At 69.7% G+C, this 19,067-nt stretch carries 22 protein-coding genes and 1 tRNA gene; 7 read left to right on the forward strand and 16 right to left on the reverse strand.

The window, feature by feature from the left end; translation table 11 throughout:
* Nucleotides 1-94: 94 nt before the first annotated feature.
* The 12 genes from QRX50_RS07810 to QRX50_RS07865 form a co-directional block, all read right to left on the reverse strand.
* Complete coding sequence (locus QRX50_RS07810; RefSeq protein ID WP_158688140.1) at nucleotides 95-238, reverse strand: hypothetical protein; 144 nt, start codon at nucleotides 236-238, stop codon at nucleotides 95-97.
* A 50-nt stretch (nucleotides 239-288) separates the two neighbouring features.
* Nucleotides 289-438 carry a thiocillin family RiPP gene (locus tag QRX50_RS07815; protein WP_220245459.1) on the reverse strand — a complete coding sequence of 50 codons (150 nt, stop codon included), beginning with the start codon at nucleotides 436-438 and terminating at the stop codon, nucleotides 289-291.
* Between the two features lie 23 nt (nucleotides 439-461).
* Nucleotides 462-611 carry a thiocillin family RiPP gene (locus QRX50_RS07820; protein WP_285971289.1) on the reverse strand — a complete coding sequence of 50 codons (150 nt, stop codon included), beginning with the start codon at nucleotides 609-611 and terminating at the stop codon, nucleotides 462-464.
* 13 nt (nucleotides 612-624) lie between these two features.
* Nucleotides 625-783 (reverse strand): RiPP peptide, encoded by a 159-nt coding sequence (locus tag QRX50_RS07825; protein ID WP_285971290.1) that lies wholly within the window; start codon nucleotides 781-783, stop codon nucleotides 625-627.
* Nucleotides 784-824: 41 nt separating this feature from the next.
* Nucleotides 825-968, reverse strand: a complete 144-nt coding sequence (locus QRX50_RS07830; RefSeq protein ID WP_285971291.1) for a thiocillin family RiPP — start codon at nucleotides 966-968, stop codon at nucleotides 825-827.
* Nucleotides 969-1,006: 38 nt separating this feature from the next.
* Complete coding sequence (locus tag QRX50_RS07835) at nucleotides 1,007-1,147, reverse strand: hypothetical protein (protein WP_285971292.1); 141 nt, start codon at nucleotides 1,145-1,147, stop codon at nucleotides 1,007-1,009.
* Nucleotides 1,148-1,444: 297 nt separating this feature from the next.
* The gene (locus QRX50_RS07840) at nucleotides 1,445-2,596 is read right to left on the reverse strand and encodes an amidohydrolase (RefSeq protein ID WP_285971293.1); all 1,152 of its coding nucleotides are present in this window, start codon (nucleotides 2,594-2,596) and stop codon (nucleotides 1,445-1,447) included.
* Entirely contained in the window at nucleotides 2,593-3,201 is a 609-nt protein-coding gene (locus tag QRX50_RS07845) for a response regulator transcription factor (RefSeq protein WP_285971294.1), read from the reverse strand. Before QRX50_RS07845 ends, QRX50_RS07840 begins: the two co-directional genes overlap by 4 nt.
* Nucleotides 3,198-4,319: a sensor histidine kinase gene (locus QRX50_RS07850; protein ID WP_285971295.1), complete on the reverse strand. Its 1,122-nt coding sequence runs from the start codon at nucleotides 4,317-4,319 to the stop codon at nucleotides 3,198-3,200. The genes QRX50_RS07845 and QRX50_RS07850 overlap by 4 nt, the downstream gene beginning before the upstream one ends.
* Nucleotides 4,320-4,331: 12 nt before the next feature.
* Nucleotides 4,332-5,189 (reverse strand): ABC transporter permease, encoded by an 858-nt coding sequence (locus QRX50_RS07855; protein ID WP_285971296.1) that lies wholly within the window; start codon nucleotides 5,187-5,189, stop codon nucleotides 4,332-4,334.
* Nucleotides 5,189-6,106, reverse strand: a complete 918-nt coding sequence (locus QRX50_RS07860) for an ABC transporter ATP-binding protein (protein WP_285971297.1) — start codon at nucleotides 6,104-6,106, stop codon at nucleotides 5,189-5,191. Before QRX50_RS07860 ends, QRX50_RS07855 begins: the two co-directional genes overlap by 1 nt.
* A 371-nt stretch (nucleotides 6,107-6,477) precedes the next feature.
* Nucleotides 6,478-6,560: transfer RNA gene (locus QRX50_RS07865), tRNA-Leu, on the reverse strand.
* A 130-nt stretch (nucleotides 6,561-6,690) separates the two neighbouring features.
* Between QRX50_RS07865 and QRX50_RS07870 the strand changes: the two genes are divergently transcribed.
* From QRX50_RS07870 to pknB, 7 genes are all read left to right on the forward strand, one after another.
* Nucleotides 6,691-7,941: an FHA domain-containing protein gene (locus QRX50_RS07870; protein ID WP_285971298.1), complete on the forward strand. Its 1,251-nt coding sequence runs from the start codon at nucleotides 6,691-6,693 to the stop codon at nucleotides 7,939-7,941.
* 102 nt (nucleotides 7,942-8,043) lie between these two features.
* Complete coding sequence (locus tag QRX50_RS07875; RefSeq protein ID WP_037718919.1) at nucleotides 8,044-8,505, forward strand: FHA domain-containing protein FhaB/FipA; 462 nt, start codon at nucleotides 8,044-8,046, stop codon at nucleotides 8,503-8,505.
* Nucleotides 8,502-9,905 (forward strand): PP2C family protein-serine/threonine phosphatase, encoded by a 1,404-nt coding sequence (locus tag QRX50_RS07880; protein WP_285971299.1) that lies wholly within the window; start codon nucleotides 8,502-8,504, stop codon nucleotides 9,903-9,905. The genes QRX50_RS07875 and QRX50_RS07880 overlap by 4 nt, the downstream gene beginning before the upstream one ends.
* Complete coding sequence (locus QRX50_RS07885) at nucleotides 9,905-11,398, forward strand: FtsW/RodA/SpoVE family cell cycle protein (protein WP_285971300.1); 1,494 nt, start codon at nucleotides 9,905-9,907, stop codon at nucleotides 11,396-11,398. Before QRX50_RS07880 ends, QRX50_RS07885 begins: the two co-directional genes overlap by 1 nt.
* Nucleotides 11,395-12,858 carry a peptidoglycan D,D-transpeptidase FtsI family protein gene (locus QRX50_RS07890; RefSeq protein ID WP_285971301.1) on the forward strand — a complete coding sequence of 488 codons (1,464 nt, stop codon included), beginning with the start codon at nucleotides 11,395-11,397 and terminating at the stop codon, nucleotides 12,856-12,858. The genes QRX50_RS07885 and QRX50_RS07890 overlap by 4 nt, the downstream gene beginning before the upstream one ends.
* 3 nt (nucleotides 12,859-12,861) lie before the next feature.
* Complete coding sequence (locus QRX50_RS07895) at nucleotides 12,862-14,172, forward strand: serine/threonine-protein kinase (RefSeq protein ID WP_285971302.1); 1,311 nt, start codon at nucleotides 12,862-12,864, stop codon at nucleotides 14,170-14,172.
* Nucleotides 14,169-16,163 carry a Stk1 family PASTA domain-containing Ser/Thr kinase gene (gene pknB / locus QRX50_RS07900; RefSeq protein ID WP_285971303.1) on the forward strand — a complete coding sequence of 665 codons (1,995 nt, stop codon included), beginning with the start codon at nucleotides 14,169-14,171 and terminating at the stop codon, nucleotides 16,161-16,163. Before QRX50_RS07895 ends, pknB begins: the two co-directional genes overlap by 4 nt.
* Before the next feature lie 69 nt (nucleotides 16,164-16,232).
* Here the strand turns inward: pknB and QRX50_RS07905 are convergent, their stop codons facing one another.
* The 4 genes from QRX50_RS07905 to QRX50_RS07920 form a co-directional block, all read right to left on the reverse strand.
* A complete protein-coding gene (locus tag QRX50_RS07905; RefSeq protein ID WP_285971304.1) occupies nucleotides 16,233-16,583 on the reverse strand; it encodes an effector-associated constant component EACC1 in 351 nt (116 codons plus the stop codon).
* A gap of 381 nt (nucleotides 16,584-16,964) precedes the next feature.
* Nucleotides 16,965-17,609 (reverse strand): hypothetical protein, encoded by a 645-nt coding sequence (locus QRX50_RS07910; protein WP_285971305.1) that lies wholly within the window; start codon nucleotides 17,607-17,609, stop codon nucleotides 16,965-16,967.
* Nucleotides 17,597-18,406, reverse strand: coding sequence for an ATP-binding cassette domain-containing protein (locus QRX50_RS07915; RefSeq protein WP_285971306.1), 810 nt, complete (start codon nucleotides 18,404-18,406; stop codon nucleotides 17,597-17,599). The genes QRX50_RS07910 and QRX50_RS07915 overlap by 13 nt, the downstream gene beginning before the upstream one ends.
* On the reverse strand, nucleotides 18,403-19,047 hold the full coding sequence (locus QRX50_RS07920) for an aminodeoxychorismate/anthranilate synthase component II (RefSeq protein ID WP_285971307.1): 645 nt from the start codon (nucleotides 19,045-19,047) through the stop codon (nucleotides 18,403-18,405). Before QRX50_RS07920 ends, QRX50_RS07915 begins: the two co-directional genes overlap by 4 nt.
* Nucleotides 19,048-19,067: the final 20 nt, after the last annotated feature.

Below are 19,067 nucleotides of genomic sequence, written 5' to 3' on the forward strand. Positions count from 1 at the left end.
ACCGCGTGGTCGCCGCCATTCATGAATCGTTTTTCGACGGCGACCACGCGATGTGGGTGGAATAGCTGACCTGGCTCACCTGGGATCAGGTGGCTCAGGTGGCGCAGCCGTAGGTGCCGAAGCACACCGGGCAGCCGATGCTGCCCGCCGTTCCGAAGCAGTTGCTGGCACCGGCCTCGGTGAGCTCCTCGATCACGAGCTCCTCGACCTGCGGAGCCTGCGTGGTAACGTTCTCCATGACAACCTCCCTTCAGAGGTTCGTTTCGCCGCGGATGTCCTGGGGGATTGTCAGCTCGAGCTCGCGGTGCCGACCGTGCCCGCCGAGCTCGGGCACCCCGCGGTGCCCACGCTGCCGAGGCAGAAGCTGCCGGCCTGCGCGTCGGAAAGCTGCTCGATCGTGAGCTCGGTCGTGGCCGGCTCGAAGATTTCCTCGTTCATTGCTTTTCCTCCCTGCTAGTACGTCAATGCGAGCTGACGGTGCCGTAGCTGCCGGCGCTGGAGGGGCAGCCGAACGTGCCGGCCGACCCGACGCACCAGCCGGCGCCGGTGGCGTCGGACAGCTCTTCGACGGTCAGTTCCTCGGTGAAGTCCTGCGTTTCCTGAATCTCCATGACCGCGTTCCTCTCAGGACCAGCTGAAGGCGGTGCCGATGCACGCCGGGCAGGTGGTGGAGCTGATGGTGCCGCCGGTGTTGGTGGTACCGGCACCGGCGACCTCGCCGAGCTCCTCCACCGTGATGTCCTCGGCGAACGCCTGCTCGACCTGGTTGTCGAACTCGTTCATCTCGGTCTCCTCAAGTGTGTGGATCAGTGGTGTGGGACTGCTCAGCCGAAGCTGGACGCCGTGCCGGCGCTGGATGGGCAGCCCGCGCTGCCGATGCAGAAGGCGGTGCCGGCCGCGGTGGTTTCCACCAGCTCCTCGACCTGCAGCTCCTCCACCGTCTCGACGATGTTCGTGTTTTCCTGCATTCCCTTCACCTCCCTTCAAGGCTAGAAGCGAATGGAATTCACGCCTCGGGTTTGCAGGTGACAATGCCCAGGTTGCGACCAATGAAGCTGTACCGGTACAGGTATTCCCCGCCGTCGACACCGACGTAATCCCATTTCGCCAGCTCGAAGCCGACGTACGCGTACTGCGTGCTGGGCACACATCTCGGAGGCGCCGGGACACTGGCCTCAGCAGCGGTAATACCGGATAAAACGGACACAACGACTAACGCGGCAACCAAAACAGTTCTCATCACGCAAGCCCCCCCAGGCTTTTGATTCCCCAGTTTCGTGCTATTCGCTCTGAGCGATTCGCACAGGGGGAACGCTAAACCCAACACGGTAGGCAAGAGGAGGGTAAATCACACATGTCACCCGTCTGGAGTAGTTAGCTGACAGCTATCTTAGGATTCTCCTAGGGTTCCCTTAAGGTAGATCAACTATGGGTGCTGAAGTGACTACTCCTCGGCTACAGCGAGTACGGCCCGCGCGGCGAGGACGAGAGCCCGCCACCCGTCGGTGAGCGCGGCCGGCTCCGGAGCGAAGTCGGGTGAGTGGTTGGTGCCGCGCGTGCCGACGCCGAGCGTCCAGTAGCACAGCGGCACGGTCCCGCCGTCCGGCAGAGCGGCCAGGTGGCCGAAGTCCTCGGCCGCGGCCACGGGCGGCGTCCAGCCGACGCGGTCGGCCCCCAGTCCCGACAGGTGCGCCGCGCGCACGGCCAGCACGAGCTGGCGGTCGTTCGTGGTCGCCGGCGCCGAGCGCACCGTCACGACCTCGGGCTCCACGGGCGCGCCGGACGCGGCGGCCTCGGCCCGGCACACACGCTCGATCGCGGCCAGCGCCCGGGCCAGTGCCCCGTCGCTCGCCGCGCGCACGCTCACTCCGAGCTCCACGCGGTCCGGGATCACGTTCGCCGCGTCGCCCGCGTGCACCGAGCCGACCGTGACCACCACCGGGTCGGCCGGGTTCGTCTCGCGTGCCACCACCGACTGCAGGCGCACCACGAGGTGCGCGGCCAGGACGACGGGGTCCACGGCGAGGTGCGGCACGGCCGCGTGCCCGCCCCGGCCGTGCACGGTGATCGCCAGCTCGGCACACGGCGCGGTGATCTGCCCCGGCGAATGGCCCACCCGACCGACCGGCCCGGGCACAGCGTGCTGGGCCAGCAGCGCATCAGGCGCGCCGAACACGTCGTGCACCCCGTCGGCCACCATCGCCAGCGCGCCTTCGAGCGTCTCCTCGGCCGGCTGCCCGAGCACCACGACCCGGCCGCGCCACTCCGCACGCGTCGCCACGAGCTCACGAGCGGCACCGACCACGGCGGTCAGGTGCAGGTCGTGGCCGCAGGCGTGCATGGCGGAACCGCCGGCCGCGTACGGCAGACCGGTGCGCTCGGTCAGCGGCAACGCGTCCAGCTCGGTCCGCACCGCCACCGTCGGCCCGGCGCCGTTTTCGAACGCGGCGACCACGCCGTGGCCGCCGATTCCGCTACGCACGGTGAAACCCAGTGCGGTCAGCTCGCGAGCGAGCACGTCCGCCGTCCGCTTCTCCTCGCCGGCGAGCTCGGGGTGCGCGTGCAGGTCCTGGTAGAGCTCAAGCAGGTCCGTCACAGCCAGCCCGCCTCCTCGGCGACGCGGTACGCGGCCACACGGTTGTCCACCTGCAGCTTGGTCAGCGCACTCGAGAGGTAGTTACGCACCGTGCCCTCGGCCAGCGACAGCCGCGCGCCGATTTCCGCGGGCCGCAGCCCCGCGCCGGACAGGCGCAGCACGTCCAGCTCCCGCTCGGTCAGCGGCGTCTCCCCGACGGCCAGTGCGTCGGCGGCGATCTCCGGGTCGACATGTCGACCGCCCGTGCAGACCTTCCGCACAGCGGTGATCAGGTCGTCGGGCGAGATGTTCTTGGTGACGAACCCGCGCACCCCGGCCCGCATCGCGCGGTGCAGGTAGCCGGGTTTGCCGTAGCTGGTGACCACGAGCAGCCCGCAGTCCAGCCCCTCGGCGCGCACGGCCTCGGCCACCTCGAGCCCCGACATCCGCGGCATGTCGATGTCCACCATGGCGCCGTCGGGGCGCTCGCGGCGGATGGCTTCCAGCGCGTCGGCGCCGTTGTCCACGGCCGCCACCACGTCGATGTCGTCGGCGAGGCTGAACACCGTGCGCAGCGATTCGCGCAGCAGGGCGTGGTCCTCGGCGAGCACGATCCGCAAGGTCATGAGCTCTTCCTCGGCAGGTCAAGGGGCACGCGGGCGGTGAGCACGAAATCGCCGTCGACCTCGCCGTGCTCCAGCGTGCCGCGCACGGCGGCGAGCCGCTCGGCCAGGCCGGTGAGGCCGTGGCCGGCGCGGGTGCCGCCGGCGTGCGGGCGGTCGTTGCGGATCCGCACGAGGACGCACGAGGGGTCCCGCACGAACTCGACGCGGCAGTTCTCGGCGGCGCTGTGCCGCAGGATGTTGGTGCCGCCCTCGCGGATGGCCGAACCGATCGCCTCCGCGACGGGCCCGGGCAGTCCCTCGGGAACGGGATCGGCGATCACGCGGACACCGGCGAGGCTGAGGATCGACGACGTGCCGCGCAGCTCCTCGGCCAGACTCGGCTGGCGGTAGCCGGCGATCACCTTGCGCAGCTCGGTCACGGACCCGCCGGCCAGCTCCGCGATCTGCACCAGTTGCGCGCGGGCGGCTTCGTGGTCGTTGTCCATCAGCCGCACGCCCAGCTCGGCCTTCAGCCGCACCACCGACAGGCCGCGGCCCAGCACGTCGTGCAGGTCACGGGCGAAGCGCAGCCGCTCCTCGACCACCGCCATGCGGGCCAGCTCGTCGCGGTTGGCGTGGACTTCGGACGCGTAGGTGACGAGCAGCCCCATCCCCGCCAGCACCACGATCGTCACCAGCGACCGCAGCAGCACCTCGGCCACCGCGTACGCCGGCACCTGCATCAACAGGGCAAGAGCGGCCGTGACGACCAGCACGACCAGCGGGAAGATCCAGCGCTTCAGCCCCGTGAGGCTGATCGCGGAGACACCGGCGACCAGCGACGGCAGCGCCAGCCACGCGGGCCCGAAGGCCAGCAGCAGCGCGAACGCCAGGCTGGTCGCGATCGCGATGTCCACCAGGTGCTCGCCGCGGGCGGCGGAGCGGCGCACGACCGCCCAGACGATGCGTCCGGTGCCGGCCAGCACACCCGCGCCGGCCAGCACCGCGAAGAGCACGTCGAGCACCGGGGGGTGGGTGCTCAGCCACAGGAAGAAGGCCTCGACGGTGAACGCGGCGGTGGTCCCGAGGATCAGCAGCGCGACGACGCGGCCCAGTGTCCCGGGGTTCCACCGGTCCACGTCTCCTCCTGCTCAGCCCGACCGCTTCGGGTCCCACTTGAAGAAGCGCTTGCCCAGGCCGAGGGAAACGCCGATCCAGGCACACAGTAGTCCCAGGGGCATAACGCACGCCCTGAACGACTCCAGGAATCCGACCTGGTGCGGCAGCTGCGCCGTCGCCGGATTCGACGCGAAGTCGCGGCCGAGATACGCGGTGCGCAGGATTTCCACGACCGAGCTCGACGGCAGGTACTGCACCGGCACCTGCAGGAAGTGCGGCATTTCGGACAGCGGGAAAACGATTCCGGACGCGAACATCATGAGGAACAGGAATGGCGTCACGATCCACGTGGACACCTCGCTGGTCGGCAGCAGACCCGACACCCCGATCGCGAGCACCGCGAACGTGAACGCCCCCAGCACCACGCCGACCAGCAGCAACAGCGGGTTGGACGGCGCCGGCGCACCCAGGTACGTCAGCCCGAAAACGAGCAGCACCACGACCTGCGCGATGCTCGTGACCGAACCGCTCATCGCTTCGCCGGTCATGATGGCAGTGTCCGGCAAAGGCGTGCCGCGAAGGCGTTTGTAAATCAGTTTTCCGCGCCGGCTGGTCGCGGAGTTCACCACGTTGTAGACGATCCAGACGAGGACGAATCCCATCATCCCGGGCAGCAGGTACACGCCGCCGTCGACGCCGGCGATCTCGCCCTTGCCGTGCTGGCTGGCCGGCAATCCGATGCCGAGCCCGAGCGGAATGAGCACACCGGTGAGCGCGAATCCGAGATCGCGCCAGTGCACCTTCTGCGACAAGAGGAATTGCGACCAGGTGTAGCGCCAGAAGCCGAGTGAACGGCGAGGTCCGGCGTACGCGGGGGCGATGGCGGTCATCAGCGCTCCTTCGCGGTGGTGGCGAGGGCGGCCTCGTCGGCCACCTTGAGGAAAACGTCTTCGAGCGAGTTGCGCCGGACCTCGAGGTCCGCGATGCGCGCGCCTGCGCGGGCGGCCCAGTCGAGCAGCCGGTGCAGGTCGGCCTGCGGGTCCGTGCTGCTCAGCTCGTAGTGGCGGCCGTCCTCCGACACCCCGGCCAGTTCGACCGGCACCGCCACCTCACTGACGAACGTGACCGTCGACCCGTGGTCGGCGCCGATCACCTCGTCCACGGACCCGTGCCGCATGATCCGCCCGCGGTCCATGATCGCCACGCGGTTCGCGAGGTACTGCGCTTCTTCCATGTAGTGCGTGGTCAGCAGGATCGCCATCCCGCCGGCGACCATGTTCTCCAGCACGTGCCACGTCCGCCGCCGCGCCTGCGGATCCAACCCCGTAGTGGGCTCGTCCAGGAACAACATCTCCGGCCGCCCCAACACCGCCAACGCCAGATCCAGCCGCCGCCGCTCACCCCCGGACAGCTTCCCGACGCGCGTACCCGCGACCTTCCCCAGATCCACCAGTTCGACGGCCTCGTCCACCGACATCGCATCCGCCGTGAACCTCCGCCACGCCCGAATGGACTCGACCACCGTCAAATCATCGAAGAACCCCGCCTCCTGCAACATGATCCCCACCCGCGGCGCCACCTTCTCGCGCTCGCTGGCCGGATCCACCCCGAACACCCTCACACTCCCGGCCGACGGTCGCCGGTACCCCTCCAACACATCCATCGTCGACGTCTTGCCCGCACCGTTCGTCCCCAGCAACCCGAAGACCTCACCGGCCCGCACCGTGAAACTCAACCCGTGCACCGCGACAAAGGACCCGTACTCGACCCTCAGCCCGTCCACCTCGACAACCACTTCCCTACCCATGCCCCCACCCTGCTGCGCACCCCCCGCAGCCCGTAGACGCACACCTCACCAACGCACCGTGAATCCCCCACGCCCTCGGCATGACAAACATCATTTCCCCAGCTCAGCGCACCGGTCTGGACCACGCCGGGTCAGCACCAACCGCACCGTGGAGGGTCCGGGGGCCCATCCAGGAACAGTCACCAGCGGCACCGCGGGGCCCAGGAACGCAGCCATGCAGGAACAGGCACCGCGGGGGTTCCGGGAGCCCAGCCATGCAGGAACGGTCACCAGTGGCACCGCGGGGGTCCGGGGGCTCGGCCCCCGGGAACAATGACGACCGACAAACGGGAAAGAGGCTGGTCGCGCTAGCGACCAGCCTCTGAACACGGTGGGCGAGGAGGGAGTTGAACCCTCACGTCCTTTCGGACACACGGACCTGAACCGTGCGCGTCTGCCATTCCGCCACTCGCCCGAGTTGCTTCTCTCTGACAGCCAGCAAAGCGTAGCAGGGGGTTTTCACAGGTTTCAGCGGGGGTCGTGTCGAGGCTTCCTCTCCCGGATAGGATCGGTCCGGAAGCACACGTGCGAGGAGGTCACCCCAGGTGGGTCGGGTAGAGCGCTTCGACAGGCGTCTCGAGAACCTCGTGGGGAACACCTTCGCGCGCATGTTCGGTGGCAACGTCGTCACACAGGAAGTGGCGGTGGCGCTCGAGCGGGAAGGCGAGGAAAACGTTCGTGAGCTGGCAGGAGGTCGGCAGCTCGCCCCGAATCACTACATCGTGTCCTTGGGGCAGGCTGACCACGATCGGATGGCCGGCGACGAGCAGCGGGTCACTGCGGTTCTCGCACAAGCTGTGGGCGAACACCTCGCCGAGCACGGCTGGGAGACCTATGGTGACGTCGTCGTATCACTCGAGCGCAACGAGGCGCTGCATACTGGACAGTTCAAGACCCGTTCGTCCGTCGATCCCGACGCCCACGCGAGTGGACCCGGTGGCTCGTCACGGTCGGCACGACCCAGCAACGCAGGAGACCCAGCAATGAGCCAGCCCCCCGGATACGGCCAATACGACCAGGGTGACCCGTACGGCCAGCAGGGCCAGTACGGCTACGGACAGCAGGGTGGCCAGCAGCCCGGGTACGACCAGGGCTATGGCCAGCAGGGCGGTTACGAGCAGCAGGGTTACGGCCAGCAGCCCGGCTATGACCAGTACGGCCAGCCCCAGCAGGGCGGTGCCGCTCAGCCCGGCTACGACCAGGGCTACCAGCAGGGTGGTTATGACCAGGGCTACGGCCAGCCCCAGCAGGGCGGCGGCTATGACCAGTACGGCCAGCCGCAGCAGGGTGGCGGTTACGGCCAGCAGGGTGGTTACGACCAGGGCTACGGCCAGCCCCAGCAAGGCGGCGGTTACGACCAGTACGGCCAGCCCCAGCAGGGCGGCGGCTACGGCGCGCCGGCAGCGGACCCGTACGGCCAGCAGCCCGGCTACGGCCAGCCGGCAGCGGACCCGTACGCCCAGCAGCAGCCCGGCTACGGCCAGCCCGCTCCCGCGGCCGGCCGCGCGCTCGCGGCGAGCCTGCAGCTGGACGACGGCTCGAACCGGACGTACTCGCTGAAGCAGGGCGGGAACGTCGTGGGCCGCGGCCAGGACGCCGACTTCCGCCTGCCCGACACCGGGGTGTCGCGCCGGCACCTGGAGATCACCTGGGACGGCCAGAGTGCCACGCTCGCCGACATCGGGTCCACGAACGGCACGACCGTGAACGGGACTCCGGTGCAGACGTGGCAGCTGGCCGACGGGGACGTCATCCGGGTGGGTCACTCTTCGTTGGTGTTCCGAACCCAGGGCTGAGCAGAGGCCGGTAACGGGGTTCCCGCAGAATTGTCTTGCGGGGGGATCCGCGGTGCGCGCTGCGCCGCGGCTTGCAGGCAGAGTCGGGAGCGGACACAACAAGTGCCAGAGCTGGTCGTTCAACTCACCAGAGTGGGCTTTCTCGTGCTGCTCTGGCTCTTCGTGTTCGCCGCCCTGCGGGTCGTCCGTTCGGATCTCTACGCCGCGTCCGGTCTGCGGGTGCAGGTGCCCTCGTTCCGGCGGAACAAGGAGAAGAAGCCGCGGGGCAGCAAGGCCCCGCAGCAGCTCCTGGTGACCCACGGGGCGCTGGCGGGCACCCGCATCGCGCTCGACGGCCGGCCGATCCTGATCGGCCGGGCCGACGACTCGACGCTGGTGCTCGACGACGACTACGCGTCGACCCGGCACGCCCGCATCGCCCTGCGCGGGGAGGACTGGTACGTGGAAGATCTGGGCTCGACGAACGGGACCTACCTCGACCGGGCTAAGGTCACTGCACCCCTCCGGGTCCCGCTCGGAGTCCCCATCCGGATCGGCAAGACGGTGATCGAGCTTCGCCCATGACTCTCGTCCTCCGCTACGCGGCCCGCAGCGACCGGGGCCTGGTTCGTTCGAACAACCAGGACTCCGTGTACGCCGGCCCTCGCCTCCTCGCGCTCGCCGACGGTATGGGCGGCCACGCGGCCGGTGAGGTGGCCAGCAAGGTCGTCATCGCCTCACTCGCCCCGCTCGACGACGACGAACCGGGCGACGACCTGCTCGGTCAGCTCCGCGAGGCCGTGACCAACGGCAACGCGGCCATCGCCGAGCTCGTCTCCCAGGATCCCGATCTCGACGGCATGGGCACCACGCTCACCGCCGTGCTCTTCGCGGGCAACCGCCTGGGGCTCGTGCACGTCGGCGACTCCCGCGCGTACCTGTTGCGCGGCGGCCAGTTCGCGCAGATCACCCGCGACGACAGCTTCGTCAACGAGCTGCTGGAGCAGGGCCGCATCACGGCCGAGGAGGCCGCGGTGCACCCGCAGCGTTCGCTGCTGCTCAAGGCGCTCACCGGGCACGAGGTCGAGCCGAGTCTCACCGTGCGCGAAGCGCGTCCCGGTGACCGGTACCTCATCTGTTCCGACGGCCTGTCCGGCATGGTCTCCGACGAGACGATGTCGGAGGCCATCCGCATCGCGGACCCGCAGGACTGCGCGGACCGGATGATCGAGCTCGCCCTCAAGGGCGGTGGTACGGACAACGTCACCGTGATCATCGCCGACGTGGTCGACGTCGACTTCGGTGACGATGCCCCGATCGTGGGCGGCGCCGCCGGCGACGGCAGCGACGAGCAGCACCAGGGCGACTCGCCGGCCGCGCGGGCCCGGGCGCTCACGCAGCCGCCCCCTCAGCCGCGGCCCGAGCCGCAGGCGTTCGAGGAGGATCCGAAGGCCAAGCGCCGCAAGCGGTTCCGTTGGCTCGTCGGCGCCGTCGTGGTGCTGATCGTGCTGGCCGCGGCCGCGATCGCCACGCGCTACTTCGTGCTCAGCCAGTACTACGTGGGCGAGGGTCCCGACCAGGAGGTCGTGATCTACCGCGGGGTGCCGGGCAGCATCCTCGGCATCCAGCTGCACTCCTTCGAGCAGGGCTCGTGCCCGCCGGGGACGCTGTGCACCGACAAGCTGCGCGTGCCGGCCTTGCAAGAGGACGCGCGCATCGCCGTGCAGAACGGCGTGAAGCGCGACAGCCTCGACGACGCCCGCACGTACATCGACGACTTCCTGCGCCTGCGCAAGCAGCTGTCCGACTGCCCGCCGGCCACCCCTGGCACCACTTCCGGCGTGCCGACGGCTCCCGGCGGTCCGCCGGCGTCGTCGAGCAGCGCTGTTCCGCCGCCTTCGGGCGGCGCGTCTTCGTCGGCGAACCAGCCTGCGGGGAGGGACTGCTCGACGTCGAGTACGGCGCCGACAGGAGGCGGTAACTGATGGGTCAGCCCCTGGCCGACCCGTTGTCGGCCCAGTTCGCGACCAATCCGCCCCGGGAGCTGCCCAAGCGCCGGGGCACCGAGCTGTTGCTGCTGGCGTTCGCCGCGTTCATCGTCACCCTCGCGCTCGTGCTTGTGGAGGCCAACCAGGAGCAGGAGCTCACGCTCTCGATCCTGTGGCTCGGCCTCGCCTACCTCGGTGTGCTGACCGGCGCGCACCTCGCCGTGCGCCGCTGGGCGCCGTACGCCGACCCGGTGTTGCTGCCGTGCGTGGCGCTGCTCAACGGCATCGGGCTGGTGATGATTCACCGCCTCGACCTGGCCGAAGCCGAGCAGGCCGCGCAGAAGGGCAGCGAGTACAGCCCCGAAGTGACCAAGCAGGTGCTGTTCACGGTCATCTCGCTGGCGCTGTTCGTGGTCGTGCTGATCGTGGTCAACGACCACCGCACCCTCACGCGCTACGGCTACACCTTCGGCCTGATCGGCATCGCCGCGCTGGCGCTGCCCGCGGTGCTGCCGTCGAGCCTTTCCGAGGTCAACGGCGCGAAGGTCTGGCTCAAGCTGCCGTTCTTCTCGATCCAGCCCGGTGAGTTCGCGAAGATCCTCCTGATGATCTTCTTCGCGTCGTTCCTGGTGTCCAAACGCGACTTGTTCATGGTGGCGGGCAAGAAAGTCCTCGGTGTGGAGCTGCCGCGCGCCCGTGACCTGGGCCCGATCCTCATCGCCGCCGCGGCGAGCATCGGCATCCTGGTGTTCGAGAAGGACCTCGGCACGTCGCTGCTCTACTTCAGCATCATCCTGGTCATGCTCTACGTCGCGACCGAGCGCGTGATCTGGGTCGTCGTCGGGCTCACGTTCTTCATCGGCGGCTGCATCATCGCCTACAACCTCTTCACGCACGTCCAGCAGCGTGTGGAGAACTGGCTCAACCCGCTGGGCCCGCGCTACGACGAGCTCGGCGGCTCCTACCAGCTCGCGCAGGGCCTGTTCGGTCTCGGCACGGGCGGGGTCGGCGGAACCGGTCTCGGCGCCGGCCGGCCGGACATCGTGCCCGCGGCGAGCACCGACTTCATCACCGCGTCGATCGGCGAGGAGCTGGGCTTCATCGGCCTGGCCGCCGTGCTGATGCTCTACCTGCTGATCGCGATGCGCGGCATGCGCAGCGCGCTGGCCGTGCGCGACACGTTCGGCAAGCTGCTCGGCGGCGGGCTCGCGTTCACGATGGTCATGCAGATCTTCGTGGTCGTCGGCGGCGTCACGGCGCTGATCCCGGAAACCGGTATCACGGCGCCGTTCCTGTCCCAGGGTGGTTCGTCGCTGCTCGCGAACTACATCCTCGTCGCCCTGTTGCTGCGCATCTCCGACGCCGCGCGCAAGCCGGCCAAGCGCGCCAAGCCGCAGCAGCCCCAGGCCCCGATCGCCGAGGCGCACACCGTGCTGGTGCAGCGCCCGCCGGCCGGTGGCAGCCCGAACGGTGACGGGAGGGCCGCGTGAACACTCCCCTGCGCAAGGTCGGCATGGCGATGCTCGTGATGATCGTCCTGCTGCTCGCGAACGACACCTACATCCAGGTCGTCAAGGCCGACGACTACCGCACCGACTCGCGCAACCAGCGCGTGCTCTACGACGAGTACTCGCGCCAGCGCGGGCAGATCGTCACGCCCGACGGCGTGGTGCTGGCCGGCGTGAAGGCCTCCAGCGACAAGTTCAAGTTCACGCGCACCTACACCGACGGCCCGATGTACGCGCCGGTCACCGGCTTCTACTCGATCAACTACGGCGCCGGCGGCCTCGAGCGCGCCGAGGACGACGTGCTCAACGGCTCCGACCCGCGGCTGTTCGTGCGCCGCCTGTCGGACATGGTCACCGGGCGCGACCCGCGCGGCGGCAACGTGAAGCTCACGATCGACCCGAAGGTGCAGAAGGCCGCGTACGACCTGATGACCCAGCACGGCTACACCGGCGCCGTGGTGGCGATGGAGCCGAAGACGGGCCGCATCCTCGCGATGGTGTCGACGCCGTCGTACGACCCGAACACGCTGGCGTCGCACGGCAAGGACCAGAACACCGCCTGGGCGAACTACTCCAAGGACCCGAAGAACCCGATGCTGAACCGGGCGATCTCGGAGACCTACCCGCCGGGGTCCACGTTCAAGCTGGTCACCGCGTCGGCCGCGCTCGAGGCCGGGATCGGCCCCGACACGGCGATCAACCCCGCGCCCAACGTGAAGCTGCCGGGCACCAACACGACGCTGGAGAACTACGCCGGCGAGGCCTGCCCGGGCACCACGTTCAAGGACGCGCTCGCGCACTCGTGCAACGTGCCGTTCGCGACGTTCGCGGGCCAGCTCGGCGCCGACAAGATGAAAGCGACGGCCGCCAACTTCGGCATCGGCCAGACCGACCTCACCGTGCCGATGAAGGTGGCGCCGTCCACCGTCGGCGCGCTCGACTCGCAGGGCGCGCTCTACCAGAGCGGCATCGGCCAGCGCGACGTTCGGCTCACGCCGCTGCAGGACTGCCTGCTCGCCGCGACCGTCGCCAACGGCGGCATGGCGATGAAGCCGGAGCTCGTGCAGTCGATCCTGGCGCCGGACCTCTCGACGATCGAGGACACCGACCCGGAGCAGCTCACCGGCACCCCGGCGCTCTCGCCGTCGAACGACCAGATCCTCACGCAGATGATGATCGCGTCGGAGGGCTTCACCGCGGGCAAGGGCAAGGACCCCGCGCTGAAGATCGCGTCGAAGACCGGCACCGCCGAGCACGGCACCGACTCGAAGAACACGCCGCCGCACGCGTGGTACACCGCGTTCGCGCCCTCGGACAACCCGCAGATCGCCGTGTCGGTCATCGTCGAGAACGGCGGCAACCGCGGGCTCGCCGCGACCGGCGGCTCCGTCGCCGCCGAGATCGGCCGGGCCGCCATCGCCGCGCGCCTCGGGGGTGGGTAGCCGATGCTGTCCTCGGGTCAGCTGCTGGCCGAGCGCTACAAGCTGACGAACCGGATCGCCGTCGGCGGGATGGGCGAGGTCTGGCAGGCGAGCGACACCCGGCTCGACCGGGTCGTCGCGGTGAAGGTGCTGAAGGCCGAACTCTCCGGCGACGCCGAGTTCCTGCACCGGTTCCGGACCGAGGCGCGGATGACGGCGTCGCTCAACCACGCCGGGATCGCGGCGGTGCACGACTACGGCGAGACCTTCGCCGGAACCGAGGGCGGCAAAGAGGAAGACGCGCTGCCCATCGCGTACCTGGTCATGGAGTTCGTGGAGGGCGACCCGCTCGCGGGCATCCTCGCCAAGCACGGGCGCCTCTCGGCCGACTACACGCTCGACCTGTTGGAGCAGGCCGGCACGGCGCTGCAGGCCGCGCACGAGCAGGGCCTGGTGCACCGCGACGTCAAGCCGGGCAACATCCTCGTCACGCCGGCGGGCCAGGTGAAGATCACCGACTTCGGCGTGGCCAAGGCCGCGCACGCCGCCCCGGTGACCCGCAACGGCATGGTCATGGGCACGGCCCACTACATCGCTCCCGAGCAGGCGCTGGGCCACGACGCCGAGCCGGCCAGCGATGTCTACTCGCTCGCCGTGTGCGGCTACGAATGCCTCGCCGGCCACCGGCCGTTCCTCTCGGAGAACGCGGTGAGCGTCGCCATGATGCACATCCGCGACCTCCCGCCGCCGCTGCCGCCCGACGTGCCACCGGGTGCGCGCGCGGTCATCGAGGCCACGCTGGTCAAGGACCCCCGGCAGCGCTACGCGAGTGGTGGCGAGTTCGCCAACGCCGTCGCGGCCGTCCGCGCCGGGCACCCCCTGCCGACGCCGCTCGGCCTGGTCAACGCCGCCTACGCGGCGGGCCAGGTCCCGCCGTCGCCGCCCCCCGGGATGCCGCAGGCCGGCGAGCTCCCCCATGTGCCCATCGGTCCTGGTTCCAACCCCGGGTTCCCGCCGCTGTCGCCGGGTTCGGTGCGCCCCGTGCACCCGCCCGTGCCGCGGCGGAAGAGCCAGTGGGGCTGGTGGGTGCTGCTCGCGGTGATCGTGATCGCCGTGATCGTGGCGGCGGCGTTCGTCGTGGCCAAAGTGGCGGGCACCGGCAACGGACAGACACCGAGAAGCGTGGACACAGGCAGACCGGCGCCGGTCGAGCCGACCGGCCGCGCAGGAGGACCGACCGCAGGCGGACCCGCCGAACCGGGTGCGAGCGAGAAGCAGGGCCTGCAAGGCATCATGACCACACCTTGGACGGAATGGAACGGCACACAGAGATGAGCACACCCAGACTGCTCTCCAATCGGTACGAGCTGGGCGAGACGCTCGGCTACGGAGGTATGTCCGAGGTCCATCACGGGCACGATGTGCGTCTGGGCCGGGAAGTCGCGATCAAGGTCCTGCGCGCGGACCTCGCCCGCGACCCCCAGTTCCAGGAACGCTTCCGCCGTGAGGCCCAGAACGCGGCCGCGCTCAACCACCCCGCGATCGTTGCGGTCTACGACACCGGTGAAGCCAACACCGACTTCGGGAACCTGCCCTACATCGTCATGGAGTACGTCGAGGGCCGGACGCTTCGCGACATCGTGAAGACCGAGGGCCCGATGTCGCAGAAGCGGGCCATGGAGGTCATGGCCGACGTCTGCGCGGCGCTGGACTTCTCCCACCGCCACGGCATCGTGCACCGCGACGTGAAGCCCGCCAACGTGATGATCACGAAGAACGGCGCCGTCAAGGTGATGGACTTCGGCATCGCCCGCGCGATGCACGACGGCCAGTCGGCGATGACGCAGACGGCCGCCGTGATCGGCACCGCGCAGTACCTCTCGCCGGAGCAGGCGCGCGGTGAAGCCGTCGACGCGCGTTCCGACGTGTACGCGGCCGGCTGCGTGCTCTACGAGCTCATCACCGGGGAGCCCCCGTTCACGGGTGACTCACCGGTGGCCGTGGCCTACCAGCACGTGCGAGAGGACCCGAACCCGCCGTCGTCGGTGAATCCGGCGGTGACGCCCGAGCTCGACGCCGTGGTGCTCAAGGCGCTGGCGAAGGGCCCGGCCAACCGGTACCAGTCAGCCGCCGAGATGCGCTCGGACCTCGTGCGCACGCTCTCGGGCCAGCGCCCGTCCGCTCCGATGGTGATGTCGGAGGACGAGCGCACCCAGGTGATGAACCAGGACCGCCGGCAGCCGCAGCGCTACGAGGAGTACGCCGACGAGCCGGACGAGGACCCGAAGGCCAAGCGCCGCAACCGCACGATCCTGGCCGTGGTCGGGGTTCTGCTCGTGGCCGGTGTGGTGCTCCTGGTCATGTGGCTCAACGGGGCCTTCCGCTCGGAGACCACCAACGCGGCGATTCCGAACGTGGTGGGCCAGCAGGCCGGTGTCGCGAAGTCGAACCTGCAAACGGCGGGCTTCTCCTCGTTCGCGCCGAACAAGAGCGTGATTTGCGGGGCCTCGGACCCGAGCACCAACCCCAAGGGCCTGACCTGCAGCGAAGACTCGATCGACAAGGTCGTCTCGATCGACCCAGGCCCCGGCCAGAACGTCGCGACGACCACGCAGATCCAGCTGTACGTGGGCGCGCGGCCCGATTCGACCACCGTGCCGGACCTGACCGGCAAGACCCAGGACCAAGTCGGCCCGATTCTCGATCAGGCCCACCTGCAGCTGGGCAACGTCAACTCGAAGTCGGTCGACAACCCGGACGACGTCGGCAAGGTCATCTCGCAGGACCCGACCCCGAACGTGACGGCGGCCCAGGGCACGAAGGTGAACATCACCGTCGGCGGCGATCTGCAGCTCAAGCAGGTGCCGGACACGACCGGCCAGACCTACGCCAACGCGAAGAAGCAGCTCGAAGGCCTCGGCTTCACGGTCAACCGCACCGATGTGGACTCGACCCAGCCGAAGGAACAGGTCGTCAACCAGCAGCCGAACGGCGGTCAGGTCGCACCCGGTTCGAAGATCACGCTGTCGGTTTCGAAGGGCCCGCAGCAGATCACGATGCCGGACCTGACGGGGCAGACCGAAGACCAGGCAACACAGTCTCTGCAGAAGCTGGGCTGGTCGGGCAACATCAACGTCCAGTCGGTGCACTTCGGTGCGGGCCAGCCGGGCACGGTCCTCCGGACCAGCCCGGACGCCGGCCAGACGATCTCGCCGACGCAGAACGTCACGCTGACGATCCTGGAGCAGGACGACGGCGGTACTCCGTCTACGTCGGGCAACCCCGGCGGCGGCGGGATCGGCATCCATCCGCCCGGAAACCCGTGATCATCCGCTGAAACGCGACAGGGCCCGCACGGTTTTCCGTGCGGGCCCTGTGCTTTCCCCGGAAGTTTCTCAGTCCTGGTCAAGGAAGCCGCGGACGCTCGCCAGCACCGCGTCGACGTCGCTGCTCGAACCGCAGTCGACGTCCAGCTCCTCCACGGCGCCGGACCGCTTCAGCTTGAGCAGCACGCGCTCGTCGCCGCGGCCCTTGCGCAGCCAGCCGAACAGCGAGCGGCACAGCGTGCCCGCCGACCGGCTGCTCACCAGCACGACCACGGCGTCACGCGCCGCGTCGTCCGACACGGGTCTCTCGGCCAGCCGGACGCGGTCGCGGAGCTCGTCCTCGGAACGCAGCCAGGAGGCGAGCTGGTGCAGCTCGTCATCCGAGCCGGCCACGGTGATCGCGGCGATCCCAGCCGTCACGACTCTCCCCTCACGGGTGAACAGACGGCGCGAGGGTAACCGACGCGCTGCCGCGGAGGAAGACCGCCTAGATGAATTGCCGACTGCAATTTGCACATAACTCAGTGCGATCGCTCCGGCCGGGCACCGGCATCCGCCGTCGGCACGGGCGCGTCGTGCCGCCGACGAATGCCGGTGGACCGGTAGACCCACCCGCGGCGCCGGAGCGTTTCCCGACGCCGCGGGCTCTCTCCGCAGCAGTGTGTGCTGCTGGCCGGCGCCACCCGCGTGGGTGAAGGCAAGACATTAGCGTGCTCTGGGTGATCTCCGGAAGATCCGAACCGGAAATTGCCATGTGCAATTTGCAGATTCACGTCGGAGCATGCTCGAACCGCTCCGAGCTCAGGCCCGCCGCCCCGCCAGCCACCCGACCACGCCGGCGCTCACGCCCAGCGCGACCACCGACGTGACCACGGCGAGGACGAGGGCGCCGCCGTAGGGCGCGTCGTTGGTGAGCGCCGTGATCAGCGGGTGGACCAGCGGCACCCACTTGCCCAGCAGGACCAGACCGAGCACGAGTACGGCCGCGAGCACCGTCCAGCCGATGCGCCCGACGAGCAGGCGCGAGCACGGCAGGCCGATCGCGATCCCGAGCAGCCCGCTCGCCGGCAGAGCCAGCACGCCGACGGCGAACGCGCCCCAGTTCAGCTGCCACGTCCTGATCGCCGACCACACGATCGTGATCACCGTCAGCACCACCAGGCAGCCGAACACCGCCAGCACCGCGCCGCCGATGGTGCGCAGGCGGCTGCGCGCGTGGCTGAGCGTGACGAGCCGTTGCACCGGATCTTCGATGTCGAGCACCGCGATCGTGAGCCAGCAGCCGAGGACGACCAGCGCGCCACTGCTCACGCCGTAGAGCGGCAGCACCGGCGAGTGCGGGTCGGAGTAGAGGATCACCGAGAGCGCGAGGTAGGCCAGCACCGCCGGCAGGTAGCGCTGGGAATGGCCCAGCAGCGCGAGGTAGTAGCGGCTCACGGCGAGCACGGCGCCACCTCCCGCACGGACCAGCCGCCCGACAGCGCTCGCAGGAGCACGGCGTCGGCGCTCGTCGCGTCGACGGTCAGGACCACGTGCGGACCCTCGGCGATCGCGTGGCGCACGCCGGGTTCGGCGGTCCAGTCGGTGCCGGTGCCCGCCAGGACGATGCGGGTGGCGGGCTCGGTCACACCGTCGACAGCTGTGAGCCGGCCGCCTTCGATGCGGTAGACGGCGTCGGCGTTCTCGCGCACGACGGCCGGCCGGTGGTCGGTGAACACCACGCTCGCGCCGCGCGCCCGCGTCTCGGCCACCAGCTCGCCGAGCACGGCGTGGGTGCCGACGTCGAGACCCGACCACGGCTCGTCGAGGATCAGCAGGTCGGGCCGCGGCAGCACGGCCTGCGCGAGGCCGACCTTCTGCGCGTTGCCCTTCGAGAGCGTGCGCAGCTGCGCGTCAGGCCCCCCGACCAGCGCGAGCCGCTCCAGCAGCGGGTCGATCATCGACAAGTCGGCAAGTCCACGGATGCGCGCCAGGTGCCGCAGATACGACCGCGCGCTCAGCCGCTGCCCGCCGGGGAACCGATCGGGCAGGTAGCCGATCGACGGCGTGCCCTCGACCGTGCCGAGGCTCGCGCGCGAAACACCGGCCAGGATCCGCAGCAGCGTGGACTTTCCGGAGCCGTTGGCCCCGAGGATCCCGACCACGCATTCGGCGGGCACAGTCAAGTCGACGCCGTCGAGCACCAGCTCGCCGCCGCCGTACCGCTTACCGACCCCCACGAGCCGGATGAGCGGTGTGGTCACGCAGCGGCGGCCTTCTGCAGCGCCTTCGTGGCGCCTTCCAGCTCGTCGACCACCTTCGGGTCGACGGGGTGGCCGGTCGAGGCCAGCCACGTGGCCAGCATCCGGTGGCCGCCCTCGGTGAGCACGGACTCGGGGTGGAACTGCACACCCTCCAGCGGCAGCTCGCGGTGACGCATGCCCATGACCACACCGGACTCGGTGCGGCCGGTGACCTCGAAGACCTCGTCGCGGATCGTCTCGGGCAACACGGTCAACGAGTGATAGCGGGTGGCGGTGAACCCGTCGGGCAGGCCGGCGAGCACGCCCTTGCCCTCGTGGCGGACCTGGCTGGTCTTGCCGTGCAGCAGCTCGGGGGCGCGGTCCACGGTCGCGCCGAAGTGCACGCCGAGAGCCTGGTGGCCGAGGCAGACGCCCAGCATCGGCGTGCGCGTCTCGGCACACTTCGCAATGACCTCGACGCTCTGGCCGGCGCGCTCGGGCGTGCCCGGGCCGGGCGAGACGAGCACGGCGTCGAACTCGGGCACCCGCTCGAGGTCGACCACGTCGTTGCGCCACACCGTGCAGTCGGCGCCGAGCTGCGCCAGGTACTGCACCAGGTTGTAGACGAAGCTGTCGTAGTTGTCGACGACGAGTACGCGCATGCGGCCACCTTACTGCGTCC

It is taken from the genome of Amycolatopsis sp. 2-15 (assembly GCF_030285625.1).
Classification (GTDB): domain Bacteria; phylum Actinomycetota; class Actinomycetes; order Mycobacteriales; family Pseudonocardiaceae; genus Amycolatopsis; species Amycolatopsis carbonis.